Here is an 18503-nt window from a genome sequence, read left to right as displayed (position 1 = left end):
GGCCGCAAGGGCCTGCCCGGGGGGAGAGACAGGGCATGAGAGTCAGCGTTTTCGGGCTCGGCTACGTGGGCTGTGTGTCGGCCGCGTGCCTGGCCAGCATGGGTCACGAGGTCATCGGGGTGGACGTCAACCAGGTGAAGGTCGACCTGGTCAACGACGGCAAGGCGCCGGTGGTCGAGGAGCGGATCGGCGAGATGATCGCCGAGGTGGTGCGGACCGGGGCGTTACGCGCCACCGGCGACGTCCGCGAGGCGATCATGGACAGCGAGGTGTCGCTGATCTGCGTGGGCACACCGTCGGAGCCCAACGGCAGCCTGTGCACCACGTACTTGGAGCGCGTCACCGAGGAGATAGGCGACGCGCTGGCCGAGCGGGGTGGGCGGCAGACCGTCGTGTTCCGCAGCACCATGCTGCCGGGCACCTGCCTGAACCTGCTCGTGCCGATCCTGGAGAAGCACGTCGGCGGCACCGCCGGGGTGGACTTCGGGGTCGCGGTCAATCCGGAGTTCCTGCGCGAGGGCACGAGCGTGCGGGACTTCTTCGACCCGCCCAAGACCGTCGTCGGCGAGATCGACCCGGCGAGCGGCGACGCGGTGGCGGCGCTGTACGACAGCTTGCCCGGCGAGGTGTTCCGGGTGCCGATCCCGACGGCCGAGGCGATCAAGTACGCGGACAACGCGTTCCACGGCCTCAAGATCGGCTTCGCGAACGAGCTGGGCGCGGTGTGCCAGGCGCTCGGGGTGGACTCGCACCAGGTGATGGACGTCTTCCTGGCCGACCGCAAGCTGAACATCAGCCCCGCCTACCTGCGACCCGGCTTCGCCTTCGGTGGCTCCTGCCTGCCCAAGGACTTGCGCAGCCTGGTCCACGCGGCGCAGCGGGCCGACATCTCGGTGCCCATCCTCTCCCACGTACTGCCCTCCAACGCCGACCATCTGCAGCGCGCGGTGGAGCTGGTCGAGCGCACCGGCAAGCGCCGAGTGGGCTTGTTCGGTCTCTCCTTCAAACCAGGCACCGACGACCTGCGCGAAAGCCCGCTCGTCGAGCTGGCGGAGAGGCTCTTCGGCAAGGGGTACGACCTGCGGATCTACGACCCCAACGTGAACCTCTCCCGGCTGCTCGGCGCGAACCGCGAGTACATCGAGACCCGTCTTCCGCACCTGGCGCAGCTGCTCGCCGACTCCGTCGACGAGGTGCTCGAGCACTCCGAGGTGTGCCTGGTCGGGACCAAGGAGCCTGCCGTCCTTTCGGCACTGCCCCATGGCGAAAGCCCGGTGATCGTCGACCTCATCCATCTTCCCGACGCCGAGACGCGCCGGACCGAACCGGGGTACGTGGGCCTTGCTTGGTAACGCAACAGGCGGCGACCGGTCGAACCGGCGCGCGCTGATCCTGGTGGAGAACCTGTCGGTGCCGTTCGACCGACGGGTGTGGCAGGAGTGCACGACTCTGCGCGACGCGGGCTGGAACGTGCACGTCATCTGTCCCCAAGGCAGTAAGCGGGACACGGAGGCGGAGGCAGAGATCGACGGGGTGGCCATCCACCGCTACCCGTTGCGCGCGGCCACCGGAGGACCCGCCGGCTATCTGCGGGAGTACGGATCGGCGTTGTGGCACACGGTCCGCCTGGCCCGGAAGGTCGGCCCGGTCGACGTGGTCCACGCCTGCAACCCGCCCGACCTGCTGTTCCTTCCGGCACTGTGGATGAAGCGGCGCGGCGCGCGGTTCATCTTCGACCAGCACGACCTGGTGCCCGAGCTGTACCTCTCCCGGTTCGACCGCGGCGAGGACCTGCTCTACCGCGCCGTGTGCGCGCTCGAGCGGATGACCTACCGGGCCGCGGACATCGTGCTCGCCACGAACGAGAGCTACCGGGACGTCGCGGTACGCCGTGGCGGCAAGCGGCCTCAGGACGTCTTCGTGGTGCGCAGCGCGCCCCAGACGGACCGGTTCCAACCGGTGCCGCCCGAGCCGGAGTTGAAGCGCGGCAAGCCTCATCTGCTGTGCTACCTCGGCGTGATGGGCCCTCAGGACGGTGTCGACTACGCCTTGCGGGCCCTCGCGAAACTGCGCGACGAGCTCGGGCGGACCGACTGGCATGCGGTGTTCGTGGGCTCGGGCGACGCCTTCGACGCGATGGTGGAGCTGTCCAAGAAGCTTGGGCTCTCCGAGCAGGTGGAGTTCACCGGGCGCATTCCGGACGCCGACCTGGTGCGCTACCTGTCCACCGCGGACGTGTGCCTCTCCCCCGACCCGCGCAACCCGCTCAACGACGTGTCGACCATGAACAAGGTCCTCGAGTACATGGCGATGGGCCGGCCGATCGTCTCGTTCGACCTCCGGGAGGCACGGGTCTCGGCCGGTGACGCCGCGGTGTACGCGCCCGCCAACGACGAGGCCGCGTTCGCCGAGCTCATCACGCTGCTCCTGGACGATCCGGAGAAGCGGGCCCGGATGGGCAAGATCGGCCAGGAGCGGATCGGCGGACAGCTCTCCTGGCAGAACTCCCAAGCCTCGCTGCTCGCCGCCTACGCCGTTGCCTGCCGTGAGCGCACCGCGGTGTCGGCGGGTGGCCCGGTCCGGACGGGGAGGAGGCCGCGCCGTTGAGCGAGGACCCGATACGCCTGGCCACGATCGGGCGTATTCTCCATCGGCGCTGGCGGCTTCTCACCACCCTCGTGGTGGTGGGAGCGCTCGTCGGCTACGGCACCTCGGTGCTGTTCCCTCCGCGCTACACGGCGTCGGCAGCGGTACTTCTGCCGGGGCAGTGGGAGGAGCGCGAGCTGCTGACCCAGGCGCAGATCGCGACCAGTTCGGAGGTGGTCGACCGCACGGCCGCCTCGCTCAACTGGTCGGGCGGCGGAGCCGAGTTGCGGGATCGCGTGAGCGCCAAGGCCACCGAGGGAAACATCATCAACATCTCGGGGACGGCCGAAACGCCGAAGCGCGCGCAGCAGCTCTCCGACCGCATGGCCAAGGAATTCGTCGCGTTCGCCACGCGGATCGCGAGCGGCAGCGCCGCCCCCGAAGCGACCACGAAGCCCGAGGCACTGCGGAAGAAGGTGGCGGAGACCAACCGCCGCATCACCGACCTGGCCGACGCGGCCGATCCGGGGCAGTCCGTGGAGAGCGTGGAGGCCCGTACCTCGCTCGAGAAGTTGCGCACCTCCCTGGAGGAGGCCATGCAGAAGCTGGAGCAGGCCGACCCGGCGAGCGACAAGGGTGGCATGGTCGTCATGGGTCCCGCGGCCCTGCCGACCGCCGAGGCGCCGCCGACCAGAATGCAGCTCATCGCCGGCGGGGCGCTGCTGTTCTTCCTGTTCGCGGTCATCGGCCATCTCGCCGCCGCACGGGCGAATCGCCGGCTGCGCACCGAACCGGAGATCGCCGCGGCGCTGGGCTCTGCGCTCATCGGCACCGTCGATGTGCTTGATGAACGGCGTGCGCACCGGCCGCAGGACAGTGGCCCGCGGGCTCGGATCCGTCACTTCCTGCGCCTCGACACCCGATGGGACATACCGGCCCCGCAGGCGTCCGGCGACGAGGCCGGGAGACGGATCCGCTACCGGCGGGTGTGCGCCCGTCTCCGGACCCAGCTGCCGGCCGCCCGGCAACTGCTGGTCGTCGTACCGGACGGCGACGAGGTCGCCCGCCGGGCCGCCGCGCAGCTGGTGGCCGAGGCGACGAGCGAGCCCTCCCCCGGCTCTTCGAGCAGGGGATACCCCGTACTGCGGGTGGTGGACGTCTCGGTGTCCCAGCCGGTGCTGCCGGACCGCGACACCGAGTCCGGCGCCCTGGTCGTGCTCAGCGCGGGCAGCTGGACGGCGGGAGAGCTCGCCGGTATCGCCGGGGCGTGTGCGGACGGCAGGCACGAGGTCGTCGGCATCGTCATCGCCGGCGCGGTCCGGGCCCGTACGACGCAGTCGACCGGCCATTCCGCGGACAGCGCCGCTCCGGCGCTCGCGGTTCACGGCCACGCGACAGGAGATTCGGTGTGACGACGAGCACGACTGCGGAGTCGTCGACAACCTCTCCGCTCCTCGACCTTCAGGCACTGGTGGTGGCGGTGCGCAGGCGCCGCCGCTTCTGGTGCTCCCTGGCGCTGCTGGGGCTCCTTGCCGGCGCGGCGTTGGCGGTTCTGCGTCCCGCGCCGCCGAGCGCGGCGGCCAAAGTTCTTGTCGCGCATCAGGAGGACCAGCCGAACGACACCGGAACGCTGATCCGTACCGACGTGGAGCTGCTGCAGACCACGCGGATCGCCGACAAGGCCCTGAAGTCCCTCAACTCCCCCGAACGCCCCGAAGACTTCATGCGGGACTACCGGGGGGCCGGCTTGACCAACAACCTGCTGCAGATCGATGCGACGGGTGACAGCGACAAGGAAGCGGTGGCCAGGGTCAAGGCACTCGCGGACGCGTTCATCGCGGATCACGTGAAGCGGATGCAGGACGCCGCGAAGGCCGATGCCAAGGCCCTGCGCGACCAGCGTGACCGCATGCGGGACGACCTCGCCCAGGTCAACAAGTCGATCGGCGGCAGAAAGCCGGAGAGCGACCCGCAGGGATCGGCGAACACCGAGTCGCTCTTCGCCCGCCGGGCCGAACTCACCTCGCGGATCGCCGACTTCGACCAGCGCGCCGAGGAGGCGAGCATGGGCGCGCCCCGGCTCATCGCCGGCACGCAGATCGTGGACGCCCCGCGCGCGGTGGAGCACTCCCTGCCCATGACCGCCCTCACGAACGCCGGGATCGGGGCCGTCCTCGGGCTCGTCATCGGGCTCGCGGTGGCCGCGGTGGGCTCGGTGGTCAGGGACCGCCCCGTGCTGCGCCGGGAGATCGCAGTGAACCTGGGCGCCTCGGTCATCGCGGAGCTGCGCCGCGCACCTCACCGGTCGGTGGGCCTTTGGCATCCCCGGCGGACCCGGGCGGAACGCGAACGGCTCATCGCGACCCTGGCCCGTACCGTGCGCGGCTCCGCGGAATCGGTGTCGCTCCTCGAACTGGGCTGTGCGCGCAGCACGAGCGTGATCGCCCTGGACCTCGCAAGAGCGCTGGCGGCGGAGGGCCCTGTGGTCGTCGTCGACGGTCTGCCGGCCCTGGAGCGCGCCGGCCGCCGCCAGAAGGCGGGAGGCCCGGACGTGGTCAGCGTCGACGGTGCCGCGGCCGTGCCGCGTCAGGTGCGCCGGCTCGGTGTCGGCTCGGTCTCGCCCGGCACGGCGTGGACCGGCCTCCAGGACCTCGGTACCCAGACCGTGCTCGTCGTGCGGGCCGGGCACGGCAGCACCGCATGGCTGCACACCGTGGCGCGGCAACTCGGAGACCTGCTCGTCCCGGTGATCGGTGTGGTGCTCATAGACCCCGATCCGCGGGACAGGACCGACGGCACCCTGTGGGACGGGCTGCACACCGCGCTGCGCGGCCACAACGAACGTCTTGCCCGGCAGGACGGGACAGGCCGGCTCCTGACGGAGCCGCCGTCATGGCCCGTACGGGTCCCGGACAGCGACCAGGAAGCGCGGTAGAACATGTGTGGCATCGCAGGCACTTACCGATGGCCGGACGGGAAGGCCGTGACCGACCGGCTCACCGAAACCCTCGCTCACCGTGGTCCGGACGGGGCGGGCCGGTACAGCCACCCCGCCGGTGAGGGTGAAGTACACCTGGGACACCGCAGGTTGGCGATCATCGACCTGTCCGAGACCGGCGCCCAGCCGATGGTCTCGGACGGCCTCGCCCTCACGTACAACGGCGAGCTGTACAACGCGCCCGAGCTGCGCGCCGAGTTGGAGGCGGCCGGGGTGCGCTTCCGCGGCACCTCCGACACCGAGGTGCTCCTCGAGGCCTGGCGGCGCTGGGGCACGGACTGCCTGCCCAAGCTGCGCGGCATGTTCGCGTTCGGGATCTTCGACGAGCGAACCGGTGAACTGGTGCTCGCCCGGGACCAGTTGGGCATCAAGCCGCTTTTCCTGCTGCGGCGCGGTACGGGCCTGGTGTTCGCCTCCGAGCTCAAGGCGCTCGCCGCCGTGACCGGCGGGTCGCTCGAGGTGGACCATGCGGCGCTTGTGGCCTCGCTCCTCTACTACTGGGTGCCGGACTCGCGCTGCGCGTTCCGCGAGGCGGAGAAGCTGCCGCCGGGGAGCTGGCTGCGGTGCAAGGCGGACGGCCGGGTGGAGCGCGGCCAGTACTGGAACCTCCGGGACGTCGCCGCCGAGGGCCGCGAGCGCGCCCGTAGCGGCGAACAGCCGGACCTGGCGGCCATCGTCGAGGAGTCGAACCGGCGTCACCTGCTCTCCGACGTACCCGTGGCGACCTTCCTCTCCGGCGGCCTCGACTCCAGCTACCTGACCGCGCTCGCGGCCCGCCACCAGCCCGGGATCTCCGCCTACACGATCGGATTCCGCGCCGAGGACGCCAAGTTCGAGGCGATGCCGGACGATCTGCGCTATGCCCGGCAGGTGGCCGAGCAGTTCGGCGTCGACCTGCGTGAGATCGAGATCGCTCCGAACGTGCTCGACCTGCTGCCCCAGATGACGTACAGCCTGGACGAGCCGATCGGCGATCCCGCCGCGATCAACACCTTCCTGATCTGCTCGGCCGCCCGGGATGCCGGGGTCAAGGTGATGCTCTCGGGGATGGGTGCCGACGAGCTGTTCGCCGGGTACCGCAAGCACCTGGCCAACGTGCTCGCGCTGCGCTACCAGCGCATCCCCGGGCCCCTGCGGCGTGGCCTGTCGTCGACCGTGGACCGGCTGCCGGTCGCCACGGCCCGCCGGGGGTACCGCTCGGTGCGCTTCGCGAAGCGGTTCCTCTCCTTCGCCGACCTGCCGGAGGAGACCGCGTTCCGGCGCAGCTACACCATGTACGACCAGGACGAGCTGCTCGCCCTGGTCAACCCGGACCTGGCCGGGACGGTCGACGACGTGCTGACCGAGCACGCGGACATCTACCAGGACAACGACCTCGACGACTTCGTCAACCGCATGTGCCTGGGCGACGCCCGGATGTTCCTGCCGGGCCTGAACCTCGCCTACACGGACCGCTCCAGCATGGCCGCGTCGACCGAGGTGCGGGTGCCGTACGTGGACGTCGAAGTGGTCAAGGCGGCGTTCGCCGTGCCCGGCGATCGCAAGATCGTCGGACGGCAGGGCAAGGCCGTCCTCAAGGAGGCGGCCACCTCGATCCTGCCCAAGGAGATCGTCTACCGGCCCAAGGGCCTGTTCAGCGCCCCGCTGCGCGCCTGGATGAGCCGGGATCTCGCGCCCCTTGTGCGCGAGGTGGTGAACGACGGTGTGCTCGTCAATTCCGGGATCCTGCGCCGCGACGCGCTTGCGCGCATGGTCGCCGAGGACGCCGCCGGGCAGCGGGACTTCTCCAAGCATCTGTGGCACGTACTGACCCTTGAGTACTGGTATCGCGGCGCGACCTCTGGCTCCGGCCAGAGCCAAGCAGCCTGACGGTGTGGATGGCATGAACGGCGTGAACGGCGTGGACAGCGTGGAAACAAGAGGAGCTCGGGTGAAACAGGTTGTGCAGAACTACAAGAGCGGCGAACTGGCGCTGCTCGACGTGCCGGTGCCGGGGTGCAAGCCGAACGGTGTCCTGGTCCGCAGCGCCTACTCGCTGATCTCCACCGGAACCGAGCTCATGAAGGTGTCCGAGGCCGGCATGTCGATGGTGGGCAAGGCCCGCTCCCGCCCTGACCAGGTGGCCAAGGTCATGCAGAGCGTGGCCACCAACGGGGTGCCCGCCACCTACCGCAAGGTGATGGGCAAGCTGGACTCCTACACGCCGCTCGGCTACTCGCTGTGCGGGGTGGTGGAGCAGGTCGGCACCGGGATCGACGACGTGAAGGTCGGCGACCTCGTGGCCTGCGCCGGCAATGAGCACGCGTTGCACGCCGAGCTGAACTGGGTGCCGAAGAACCTCTACACCCCGGTGCCGGAAGGCCTCGCGCCCCGGCACGCGGCCTTCGGCACCGTCGGGTCGATCGCGATGCAGGGCGTCCGCCAGGGCGAGCCGCAGCTCGGAGAGGTGGCCCTCGTCATCGGCCTCGGGCTGATCGGGCAGCTGGTCGTGCAGCTCCTCACCGCATCGGGAGTCCGCGTCGTCGGGGTCGACCCCGACCCGACGCGCTGCGAGCTCGCCGAGCGCCTGGGCGCGGCGGCCTGCGGCGATCCCGCTTCCGCGGCCGTGGAGAGTTACGTCGCCGAGCTCACCGGCGGTCACGGTGTGGACCAGGTGTATCTGGCCGCGGGCGGCGGCAGCAATCAGCCCGTCGAGCTGGCCGCCCGGCTGAGCCGGGACCGGGGCCGGGTCGTCGACATCGGCAAGTGCCGCCTGGACCTGCCGTGGAACGCCTACTACGAGAAGGAACTCGACGTCCGGTTCTCCCGTTCGTACGGCCCCGGGCGCTACGACCCGGAGTACGAGCTCGAGGGGCGGGACTACCCGATCGGCTACGTGCGCTGGACCGAGCGCCGCAATCTGGCGTGCTTCCTCGATCTGGCGGCCCGCGGCCGCGTCGACGTGGAGCCCCTGATCTCCCACATCGCCGACTTCGATGACGCCGTCGAGACGTACCAGCGTCTGAAGGACGGCGACTTGAAGGCCGTGGCCGTGCTGTTCCGCTACCCCGAGCAGGTGGCGGAAGCGGGAGAAGCGGTCGCCCCTGAGGTCGCTGTGCCCGCGGTGCGACGCGGCGACCGGGCGTCCACACCGGCTCGGTCCACCCCGGCCCGGTCCGCCAAGGCGCCGGTGCGCCTCGCGTTCGTCGGCGCGGGAAACTACGCGACGTCGATGCTCCTTCCGCACCTGGCGCAGCGCGACGGCGTCGAGCTGTCGACCGTCGTCACCACGACGGCGCTGTCCGCGGCCAACGCGCAGCGGAAGTTCGGCTTCGCCAGGTCGACCACCGATCTCGACTCCGTGCTCGGCGACTCGTCCATCGACGCGGTGTTCGTGGTCACCCGGCACAGTTCGCACGCCGAACTGACGCGCAAGGCGCTGCTCGCCGGCAAGTCGGTGTTCGTGGAGAAGCCCCTGGCCCTCACCGAGGACGACCTCGCCGGTGTGCTCGCGGCGGTGGAGGAGTCCGGCAACGACCGGCTGCAGGTGGGCTTCAACCGCCGGTTCGCGCCGCTCCTTCGGGAGGCCAAGGCGCGGTTCGGCGCCCGGACCGGTCCGGCGAGCCTCCGCTACCTGATCAACGCGGGCCAGCTCGGGCACGGCAGCTGGTACCTCCAGCAAGGCACCGAGGGCTCGCGGTTCGCCGGTGAGGGCGGGCACTTCATCGACACGGCGAGCTGGCTGCTGGAGGCCGACCCGGTCTCGGTGTACGCGGTCGCCTCGTCCGGCAACGAGGACCTCCAGGTCGTGCTGCGCTACCCGGACGGGTCCACGGCCACCATCAGCTACGTCACCACCGGCGCGCCAGGCTTCCCCAAGGAGACCCTCGACCTTGTCGCGGACGGCAAGGTGCTGCGGCTCGACGACTTCGTCCGTTCGTCGGTGTACGGCCGCAAGCGGTGGGTGAGTTCGCGGCTGCCGAAGGCCCGGGACAAGGGCCAGAACGCCGAGCTCGCCGCGTTCATCAGGGCCGTACGGACAGGCGGGCCGATGCCGGTGCCGCTGGAGTCCCTCGTCGCCACCACGGCGGCCACCCTCGCCGTACAGGCCGGCCTGGCCGGCGGCGTGCCGGTGACGTTGGCGGGGGCGTAATGACGGTGAACTCGCTGAGTCCGGGCTGGTACCTGCGACGCCTTTCCCGGATGGAACCGCGGGAGATCGGCGGCCGGGTGGGCGACGCGGTGCGCAGACGGCAGTGGCGGCGGTCGGCGCCGCCCGACTGCCCGCGCGTGAGCGGCGCCCGGTTCACGGCGGTACTGCCCGCCGGGACGTTCGCCGCGGTGCCGCCGGACGCTGCGAAACGCCTTATCGCCGAGGCGGACCGGCTGATGGAGGGGCACGCCGAGTACTTCGGGGTGCCCCGCGACGACCTGGCAGATCCGGACTGGTGGTACGACCCGAAGACCGGCCGCCGGGCGCCATGGGGCTACGCCTTCGACGTGCCGTACCGCGACGAGAACGCGGTCGGGGACATCAAGCAGATCTGGGAGCCGTCCCGGCATCAGTACCTCACCGTGCTCGCCGCCGCCTACGCGATCACTGGGGACGAGCGGTACGCCGAGCGCGTGGCCGCGCACCTGCGGTCGTGGTGGACGGCCAACCCGCCGCTGCGCGGCGTGCACTGGATCAGCGGCATCGAACTGGGCATCCGCCTCCTGTCCTGGGTGTGGATCCGCCGACTGCTCGACGGCTGGTCGGGCGCGGCGGGCCTCTTCGAGGACAACCCGGTGGCGCAGAACCAGATCTGGCACCACCAGCGCTGGCTCGCCGCGTTCCCCAGCCGGGGGTCCTCGGCGAACAACCACGTCATCGCCGAAGCCGCCGGGCAGTTGGCGGCGTCCTGCGCGTTCGACTGGTTCCCGTCATCGGCGCGCTGGCGGGCCGATGCGCTGCGCTCCCTCGAGCGGCATCTGCGGAGCAACACCTTCCCCTCCGGCCTCAACCGCGAGCTGGCCACCGAGTATCACGGGCTTGTCCTCGAACTCGGCCTTGCCGCGGTGGCCGAGGCGGATGCCGCGGGCGTGCCGGTCCCCGCGTCCGTCCATCTGGTGCTGCTGCGGATGACCGACGCGCTCGCGGCCGTCGTGGACAACCGGCTGCGTCCGCCGCGCCAGGGGGACGCGGACGACGGGCACGGTCTGATCGTGGACGGCGCGGGCACCGACCGCTGGGCCTCGCTCCTCGCCACCGGGGACGCCGTGTTCGGCCGCCTCACCTGGTGGCCGGCGGTGACCGGCGCCGATGTGCGCACCCCGCTGCTCGCCGCGCTCATCCGGCCGTATCCGGACAAGGGGACGGCACCGGCCGTGGCCCGCCCGGCGAGCCGACCGGCTCACTTCGCCGACGCGGGCATGACCATCCTGCGCGGTCCGGGGGAGATCTGGTGCCGCTGCGACGGCGGTCCGCACGGTTTCCTGTCCATCGCCGCGCACGCCCACGCGGACGCGCTGTCCGTGGAGGTCCGGCACGACGGGGTCGACGTGCTCGCCGACCCGGGGACGTTCTGCTACCACGGGCAGCCCCAGTGGCGGCAGTACTTCCGCTCGACCCTCGGCCACAACACCCTGCAACTGGACGACGGCGACCAGTCCGTCTCCGGCGGCCCGTTCCTGTGGACCCGGCATGCCCAGAGCCGTGTCCTGGTCGCGGACACGTCCGACGAGGACGTGGCCCGCTGGTGCGGCGAGCACGACGGTTACCAGGACTCCGTGCACCGCCGCCGGGTGGAACTGGGCGCCGTGGCGCAGGAGTTGCGGGTGGTCGACGAGATGCGCGGCCCCGGCCGGGCCGTGCGCCTGGCGTTCCACCTCGGCCCGGCGATCACCGCGGACCTGGAGAAGAACCGGGCCGTGCTCACCTGGGCCCGGGACGGCGAGGAGCGCTCCGCGGTGCTCGACCTGCCCGGACAACTGAACTGGCGGGCGCATCGCGGCGAGAGCGACCCGCCGCTCGGCTGGTACTCCCCCGGCTTCGGACGCAAGGAGCCCGCCACCACGCTGGTCGGCACCGGTTTCGCCGACCGCACCAAGGAGTTCACGACCGTACTCAGGTTCCAGGGCTAAGGAGGGGACGCGTGGGGATCAAGTGGCGGAACTGGGCGTTGCCCGTGGTGGCTCTTGCCTTGTTGGCGACCGGCTGTGACAGCGCGTCGAGCGACCGGGCCGAGCCGACCGTCGCGCCGTCCAAGTCCGCGGCCCGATCCGTGGCCCGGGTCTGCGCCAACCCCGCGACCGGTCCCTCGAAGGCGCCGGCGGGCGCGGTGAAGGTCGATCCCGCGAAGGTCGGTGACCTGGCCGCGAAGACCAAGAGCAGCCCTCCGCACACCACGTTCTGGCTGCGACCGGGCAAGCACAGGCTCGACCCGGATCGCTATGCCCAGGTCATCCCCAAGAAGGGGAACCGCTACATCGGCGCGCCGGGCGCGGTGCTCGACGGCCGGAAGAAGAACGCGTACGCGTTCAGCGGCAGTGCCCCCGACGTCACCATCAGCCATCTGACCGTGCAGCGATTCGTGTCTCCGCCGGACGAGGGCGTGGTCAACCACGAGTCGGCCGACGGGTGGGTGATAGAGCACGCGACGATCCAGAAGAACTCCGGCGCCGGGCTGATGGCCGGTGCCCACCAGCGGGTCCGCGCGAACTGCCTTCGCGACAACGGACAGTACGGAATGAACGCGTACAAGGCCGGTAACTCCATCCGCGGCCTCGTGGTCGAGGACAACGAGATCGTGGGCAACAACACCGGCGACTGGGAGCGGCGCAAGCCGGGCTGCGGCTGCACCGGAGGCGTCAAGTTCTGGGCCGTCGACGGCGCCGAGATACGCGGCAACTGGGTGCACGGCAACCACGGAACCGGGTTGTGGGCGGACACCAACAACAACGACTTCCGCATCGAGAAGAACGTGATCGAGGCCAACGACGGCGCCGCGCTGATCTACGAGATCAGCTACAACGCGGTCATCCGCGACAACACGATCCGGCGGAACAACTGGGTCGAGGGCCGCAGGGCCGCCGACCGCGACGACGACTTCCCGTACGCGACCGTCTACGTGTCCGAGGCCGGGGGCGAACCACGGGTCAGAGCCCGCACGGACAAGATCGAGATCTACCGGAACGTGCTGGAGAACAACTGGAACGGCATCACCCTGTGGGAGAACGCCGACCGGTTCTGCAACAGCCCGGCCAACACCTCGTCCGGAGACTGCACGCTGCTGGTGAAGGACAAGGACCGCTGCGCGAAGCCCTCGATAGCCAAGGCGCCCCTCAAGGCCGACTGCCGGTGGAAGACCCAGCGGGTGGACATCCACGACAACCGCTTCGTCCTGGACAAGTCCGTCGTCAAGTGCACGGAGCGGTGCGACCGCATGGCGGTCCTCGGCAACTACGGGACCTATCCGGACTGGTCGCCGTACAAGGGCGAAGGGGTGGCTGAGGCGATCACCCTCAAGCAGCACAACCGCTGGCACGACAACGTCTATCTCGGTGCCTGGCAGTTCGTCGCCCACGACCCGAGCCGGGTGCTCGACTCCGGGCAGTGGCAGCGCGCGCCGTACGAGCAGGACGCGGACAGCACCTTCTCACCACGGGCCGGTGGTTGAGATGAGCTGGGATCTGAGGAGCCGTGGGCTGCCCGGCGGACCGGACACGGCGGGTACCCGGCTCGGCACCGGACTGCGCTCTGTCGGCACGCCGAAGAGCGTCGGGATCGTCTGGGCGTTGCTTGGCCTCAACACGCTCGGCTCCGCCGGGGCGAAGACCATCGTGCCGCTGCCCCGCTCCCTCATCCAGCTGGTCACCATGGGCGCGCTGGTCGCCGCGTTCGCGCTGGCGCTCGCCATCAATCTCCGGCTGCGCATCAGAGCCAGCGCCTTCGTGCTCCTGCTCACCCTGCTCCTCGTGCCGAGCGTGATCTCCAGCGCGCACCTGGACGTCGGGTTCGGGGCACTGTTCCGCTGCACCCGCCTTGCTCTCTTCGTCGGCACGCTGTGGCTGCTCAGCCGATGGTGGGACGGCAGCCTGACGTTCGTCCAGAGCCACATCCGGATGTACTTCGCGGTGCTCGTGTCGGTGGCCGCCGGCCTGCTCGTCTCGCCGGGCGCGGCGATGCCCGAGCTGTACGGCGGGCGTCTCGTCGGCGCGTTGTGGCCGCTCACCCCGCCGCAGATCGGACAGTACGCCGCGGTGATCATCGGGCTCACCGTGCTGCTCGTACTGGGCCGCCGGATCGACAGGTCGAGCGCGGTCCTCGTCATCGTGCCCTCACTCGTCCTGCTCGCGATGACCCATACCCGCACTGCCACTCTCGGCCTGATCGTCGGGTTGACGCTGGCGATCGGCTCGCTGATCCTGACCAGCGCCGCCGCCCGCCGGTTCTTCACCTGGACGGTGCTGATCGCCGTGGTGGCCGCGGTGGGGTTCGCCTCCGCGCTGCAGACGTGGTTCCTGCGCGGGCAGAGCCAGGAGAACTTCAGCAGTCTCACCGGTCGGGCCAAGGTCTGGGACGCGCTCCTCTCGGCGCCCCGGACGACCGCGGAGCAGATGTTCGGCGTGGGCCTCGGCGACAAGTCGTTCGGCGGTCTGCCGATCGACAACAGCTGGCTGGCCGTCTACAACGAGCAGGGTCTGATCGGCATCGTCCTCGTGGCCTTGATCATCATCGTGCTCGGCGGTGTCGCGTTGCTGCGGCCACCGTCGCTGCCGAGGGCCTGCGCGATCTTCCTGATCAGTTACGTCGCGATGTCGTCGTACACCGAGGCCGGCCTCGGCGACGCCTCGCCCTATCTGCTGCATCTGGCCCTGGCCGCCTCGCTCCTGGCGGTCCCCGCCACGGCCACGAACCTGCCGAAGCCCGCCACCCCTCGACGACGTGTCCCGCGCTGGGCCCAGGACCGGAAGTGATCTGACCATGCACATCCTTGTGGTGCACAACCGCTACTCCTCGGCGCAGCCGAGTGGGGAGAACGTCGTCGTCGACGAGGAGGTGGGGCTGCTGCGCGCGGCCGGCCACCGGGTCGAGTTGTTCGAGCGGCGCAGCGACGACATCGCCGCCCGTTCCCTCCTGTCCAAGGCCGCGGTGCCGTTGCTCGTGCCGTGGAACCCTGCGGTCCGCTCGGAGCTCGCCGCCCGGCTGCGCACCTCACGCCCTGACGTGGTGCACGTCCACAACGTCTTCCCGCTCCTGTCGCCCGCGGTGCTCGCGGCCTGCGCCGACGCCGGCGTGCCCGTCGTGGCCACGCTGCACAACTACACCCAGGTCTGCCCGCCCGGCACGCTGCACCGGGACGGTCGGCCGTGCACCGAGTGCGTCGGCTCCGCGACGTCGCTGCCCGCCGTCCGGCACGGCTGCTACCGCAACTCCCGCCTCGCGACGGTGCCGCTCGCGGTCAGTCTTTCGGTCAACCGGCGGCGGTGGTGGTCCGGTGTGGAGCGGTTCTTCTGCATCTCCGCGGCGCAGCGCGACGTCCTTGTGCGGTCCGGCATGCCTCCCGAGCGCCTCATGGTCAAGCACAACTTCGTGCCCGACACCGGCGCCCGCCGATCGGGCGCGGGTGAGCATGTGCTCTTCCTCGGCCGACTGGCGGAGGCCAAGGGTGTGCAGCTGCTCATGACCGCGTGGGACGCGCTCGCCGCGGACGGCGGTGTGGGCGTGCCGCTCGTGATCGCGGGCGCGGGGCCGTTGGCGGACGAGGTGACCGCCTGGGCTGCGGGCCGGGAGGACGTGCGGTACGTCGGCCTGCTCGACCCGGCCCAGTGCAGGCAGGCCGTCGCGCGGGCGGTCACCGTGGTGGCTCCCTCGATGGCTCTTGAGACGTTCGGCCTGGTCGTCGCGGAGGCGATGGCGGCGGGGGTCCCGGCCGTCGCCGCCGGTCACGGCTCCTTCGTGGAACTCATCGAGGACGGGGTGGCCGGGCTGCTGCACGAGCCGGGCGACCCCGCGTCGCTCGCGTCCTGCGTGCGCCGGATCACGGCCGATCCGGCCCGCAACCAGGAGATGGGCCAGGCGGCCCGGCGCCGTTACGAGCGGGACTTCAGCCCGGCCGTCGGTCTTGAGCGCCTGGTGGAGGGGTACCGCACCGCGATCGCGGTGCGGTACGGCGGCGGGGAGAGCCCGCCGCCGGTAGGGGAAGAAAGCACTGGCTCGCGACGGGGCACCCGCGCGAGCGGAAATGGGGGAAGTAGATGACACGATGCCGACTCTGCGGCTCGGCGGCGATGGGGAGCGTCGTCGATCTGGGGGCGACCCCGCCGTGCGAGAGTTTCCTCGCCGCTGACCAACTGGACAAGCCTGAACCGGCGTACCCGCTGCACCTTCGGGTCTGCACCGAGTGCTGGCTCGCGCAGATCCCTCCGCTGATCACGCCCGAGGAGACGTTCAGCGAGTACGCGTACTTCTCCTCCTTCTCGACGTCCTGGGTGGAGCACGCGCGCACCTTCGTCGCCGACGCCGTACAGCGGGTGGGGCTCGGCCCCGACGGCTTCGTGGTCGAGGTCGCCAGCAACGACGGATACCTGCTGAAGCACGTGGTGGACCGGGGGATCCGCTGCCTCGGCGTCGAGCCGTCGGTGAACGTCGGCGCGGCGGCACGGGACGCGGGCGTGCCCACGCTCACGGAGTTCCTGTCCCCCGACACCGGCTCGGCCGTCCGCGCCGAGCACGGCCCGGCCGATCTGGTCGTGGCCAACAACGTGTACGCGCACATCCCCGACGTGGTCGGGTTCACCGAGGGTCTGCGTGCCCTGGTCGCCGACGACGGCTGGGTCTCCATCGAGGTGCAGCACCTGCTGACCCTGATCGAGGAGAACCAGTACGACACGATCTACCACGAGCACTTCCAGTACTACACGGTCGCCTCCGCGATCCGGGCCCTCGCGAGCGGCGGACTCGCCTTGGTGGACGTCGAGTTGCTGCCCACGCACGGCGGCTCCATCCGGCTGTGGGCCCGGCCGACCGAGGTGGCAGGCGAGCCGTCCCAGCGGGTGGCCGAGGTGCTCGACAGGGAGAAGGCCGCCGGGCTTCAGGATCATTCGGGGTACACCGAGTTCTCCGCACGGGTGGCCAAGGTGCGCCGGGACCTCCTGCGGTTCCTCATCGAAGCGGCCGAGCGCGGCGAGACGGTCGTCGGCTACGGCGCCCCGGGCAAGGGCAACACCCTGCTCAACCACTGCGGCATCCGGCCCGACCTGCTGCCGTACACGGTCGACCGGAACCCCTACAAGCACGGCAGGTTCACCCCGGGTACCCGCATCCCGATCCTGCCGCCCGAGCAGATCGCCGTCGACAAGCCGGACTACGTGCTCGTCCTGCCGTGGAATCTGCGGGCCGAGCTGGTCGAGCAGCTGTCCTTCGTGCACGACTGGGGCGGCCGTCTTGTCTTTCCCATCCCGGAACTGAGCATTGTCGAGGCCACGTCTGGAGAGGGCACAGCATGAAGGTCGTACTGTTCTGCGGCGGTTACGGGATGCGGATGCGCAGCGGCGCCGCCGACGACGTGCCCAAGCCGATGGCGATGGTCGGCCCACGTCCGCTGATCTGGCACGTCATGCGCTACTACGCGCACTTCGGGCACACGGAGTTCATCCTGTGCCTCGGATACGGCGCCCATCACATCAAGGACTTCTTCCTCAACTACGAGGAGACGACGTCCAACGACTTCGTGCTGCGGGGCGGGCGGCCCGAGCTGCTCTCCACCGACATCTCGGACTGGACGATCACGTTCGCGCAGACCGGCATCGAGTCACCGATCGGGGAGCGGCTGCGCCGGGTGCGCCACCACCTGGACGGCGACGAGATGTTCCTCGCCAACTACGCCGACGTGCTCACCGACGCCCCCCTACCGGAGATGATCGAGCGGTTCGCCAGGCGCGACGCGGGCGCGTCGATGATGGTGGTGCCGCCGCAGTCCTCGTTCCACTGCGTGGAGCTGGGCGAGGACGGTCTGGTGGGAGGCATCACCGCGGTGAGCGACATGCCGCTGTGGGAGAACGGCGGCTACTTCGTGCTCCGCCAGGAGGTCTTCGACCACATACCGGAGAACGGTGACCTGGTCGCCGACGGATGTGGCCGACTGGCCAAGCAGGGACGCCTGGTGGCGCACCAGCACCGCGGCTTCTGGAAGCCGACCGACACCGTGAAGGAGCGGGCCGCGCTCGACGACGCCTACACCCGGGGCGACCGCCCGTGGGCCGTGTGGGAACGCGACACCGTCGGGGTGCGGGCGTGATCCGGCTCGGGGCCGGACCCCTGAGACGCATCGTCGCGGTGGGTGCGCACTGCGACGACATCGCCATCGGCGCGGGCGGCACACTCCTGTCGATGTGCCTGGCGCACCCGGGCCTCCGCGTCGACGCCCTTGTTCTCACCGGCGGTGGCAGCGACCGGGAGCAGGAGGAGCAGGCCGCGCTCGCCGCCTTCTGCCCTGGGGCCGATCTGCGCCTGACCGTCCTGAAGTTGGCGGACGGCCGACTGCCCGCGCAGTGGGAGGAGGCCAAGGCCGCGGTCGAGGAGCTGCGCGCGCAGACCGACCCGGATCTCGTGCTCGCCCCGCGCACCGATGACGCGCACCAGGACCACCGCGGCCTGGCGCAGCTGATACCCACCGCGTTCCGCGACCACCTCGTGCTCGGCTACGAGATCGTCAAGTGGGACGGCGATCTCGGCCGTCCGACGTCGTACCAGCCGCTGTCGCCCGAGATCGCGGAACAGAAGGTGCGGCTGCTGCAGGAGCACTATCCCTCGCAGCGGCACCGGCCTTGGTACGACCGTGAGGCCTTCCTCGGTCTCGCACGCATCCGCGGGATCGAATGCCACGCGCGCTACGCCGAGGCGTTCGCCGTCACCAAGCTCACGCTCAATCTCGACACTTTCGACCTGGGGGAATGA

13 protein-coding genes are annotated in these 18503 nt (G+C 70.6%); all 13 read left to right on the top strand.

The features are described 5' to 3' along the window. The first annotated feature begins 35 nt into the window (after positions 1–35). The 13 genes from ACWFRJ_RS00275 (at position 36) to ACWFRJ_RS00215 (ending at position 18503) form a co-directional block, all read left to right on the top strand. Positions 36–1352, top strand: coding sequence for a nucleotide sugar dehydrogenase (locus tag ACWFRJ_RS00275; RefSeq protein ID WP_453523338.1), 1317 nt, complete (start codon positions 36–38; stop codon positions 1350–1352). Further along, positions 1342–2607 (top strand): glycosyltransferase family 4 protein, encoded by a 1266-nt coding sequence (locus tag ACWFRJ_RS00270; RefSeq protein ID WP_453523336.1) that lies wholly within the window; start codon positions 1342–1344, stop codon positions 2605–2607. Before ACWFRJ_RS00275 ends, ACWFRJ_RS00270 begins: the two co-directional genes overlap by 11 nt. Further along, positions 2604–3998 (top strand): Wzz/FepE/Etk N-terminal domain-containing protein, encoded by a 1395-nt coding sequence (locus tag ACWFRJ_RS00265; RefSeq protein WP_453523334.1) that lies wholly within the window; start codon positions 2604–2606, stop codon positions 3996–3998. Before ACWFRJ_RS00270 ends, ACWFRJ_RS00265 begins: the two co-directional genes overlap by 4 nt. Next, on the top strand, positions 3995–5521 hold the full coding sequence (locus ACWFRJ_RS00260; protein ID WP_453523332.1) for a Wzz/FepE/Etk N-terminal domain-containing protein: 1527 nt from the start codon (positions 3995–3997) through the stop codon (positions 5519–5521). The genes ACWFRJ_RS00265 and ACWFRJ_RS00260 overlap by 4 nt, the downstream gene beginning before the upstream one ends. A gap of 3 nt (positions 5522–5524) precedes the next feature. Further along, the gene (gene asnB / locus ACWFRJ_RS00255; protein ID WP_453523330.1) at positions 5525–7453 is read left to right on the top strand and encodes an asparagine synthase (glutamine-hydrolyzing); all 1929 of its coding nucleotides are present in this window, start codon (positions 5525–5527) and stop codon (positions 7451–7453) included. A 61-nt stretch (positions 7454–7514) separates the two neighbouring features. After that, on the top strand, positions 7515–9716 hold the full coding sequence (locus ACWFRJ_RS00250; protein WP_453523328.1) for a bi-domain-containing oxidoreductase: 2202 nt from the start codon (positions 7515–7517) through the stop codon (positions 9714–9716). Then, the gene (locus ACWFRJ_RS00245; protein ID WP_453523326.1) at positions 9716–11686 is read left to right on the top strand and encodes an alginate lyase family protein; all 1971 of its coding nucleotides are present in this window, start codon (positions 9716–9718) and stop codon (positions 11684–11686) included. The genes ACWFRJ_RS00250 and ACWFRJ_RS00245 overlap by 1 nt, the downstream gene beginning before the upstream one ends. Before the next feature lie 11 nt (positions 11687–11697). Then, complete coding sequence (locus tag ACWFRJ_RS00240) at positions 11698–13221, top strand: right-handed parallel beta-helix repeat-containing protein (RefSeq protein WP_453523324.1); 1524 nt, start codon at positions 11698–11700, stop codon at positions 13219–13221. Between the two features lies 1 nt (position 13222). Beyond that, positions 13223–14521 carry an O-antigen ligase family protein gene (locus tag ACWFRJ_RS00235; RefSeq protein ID WP_453523322.1) on the top strand — a complete coding sequence of 433 codons (1299 nt, stop codon included), beginning with the start codon at positions 13223–13225 and terminating at the stop codon, positions 14519–14521. A gap of 7 nt (positions 14522–14528) precedes the next feature. Then, positions 14529–15806: a glycosyltransferase gene (locus ACWFRJ_RS00230; protein ID WP_453523320.1), complete on the top strand. Its 1278-nt coding sequence runs from the start codon at positions 14529–14531 to the stop codon at positions 15804–15806. Next, the gene (locus ACWFRJ_RS00225) at positions 15803–17053 is read left to right on the top strand and encodes a methyltransferase domain-containing protein (protein WP_453523318.1); all 1251 of its coding nucleotides are present in this window, start codon (positions 15803–15805) and stop codon (positions 17051–17053) included. Before ACWFRJ_RS00230 ends, ACWFRJ_RS00225 begins: the two co-directional genes overlap by 4 nt. Then, positions 17050–17844: a glucose-1-phosphate cytidylyltransferase gene (locus tag ACWFRJ_RS00220; RefSeq protein ID WP_453523316.1), complete on the top strand. Its 795-nt coding sequence runs from the start codon at positions 17050–17052 to the stop codon at positions 17842–17844. Before ACWFRJ_RS00225 ends, ACWFRJ_RS00220 begins: the two co-directional genes overlap by 4 nt. Next, positions 17841–18503, top strand: a complete 663-nt coding sequence (locus ACWFRJ_RS00215) for a PIG-L deacetylase family protein (RefSeq protein ID WP_453523314.1) — start codon at positions 17841–17843, stop codon at positions 18501–18503. The genes ACWFRJ_RS00220 and ACWFRJ_RS00215 overlap by 4 nt, the downstream gene beginning before the upstream one ends.

The organism is Streptomyces sp. NPDC055239, from assembly GCF_053606205.1.
Note: the sequence above shows the minus strand (reverse complement) of the source record. Positions and strands in the feature narration are given on the sequence as shown.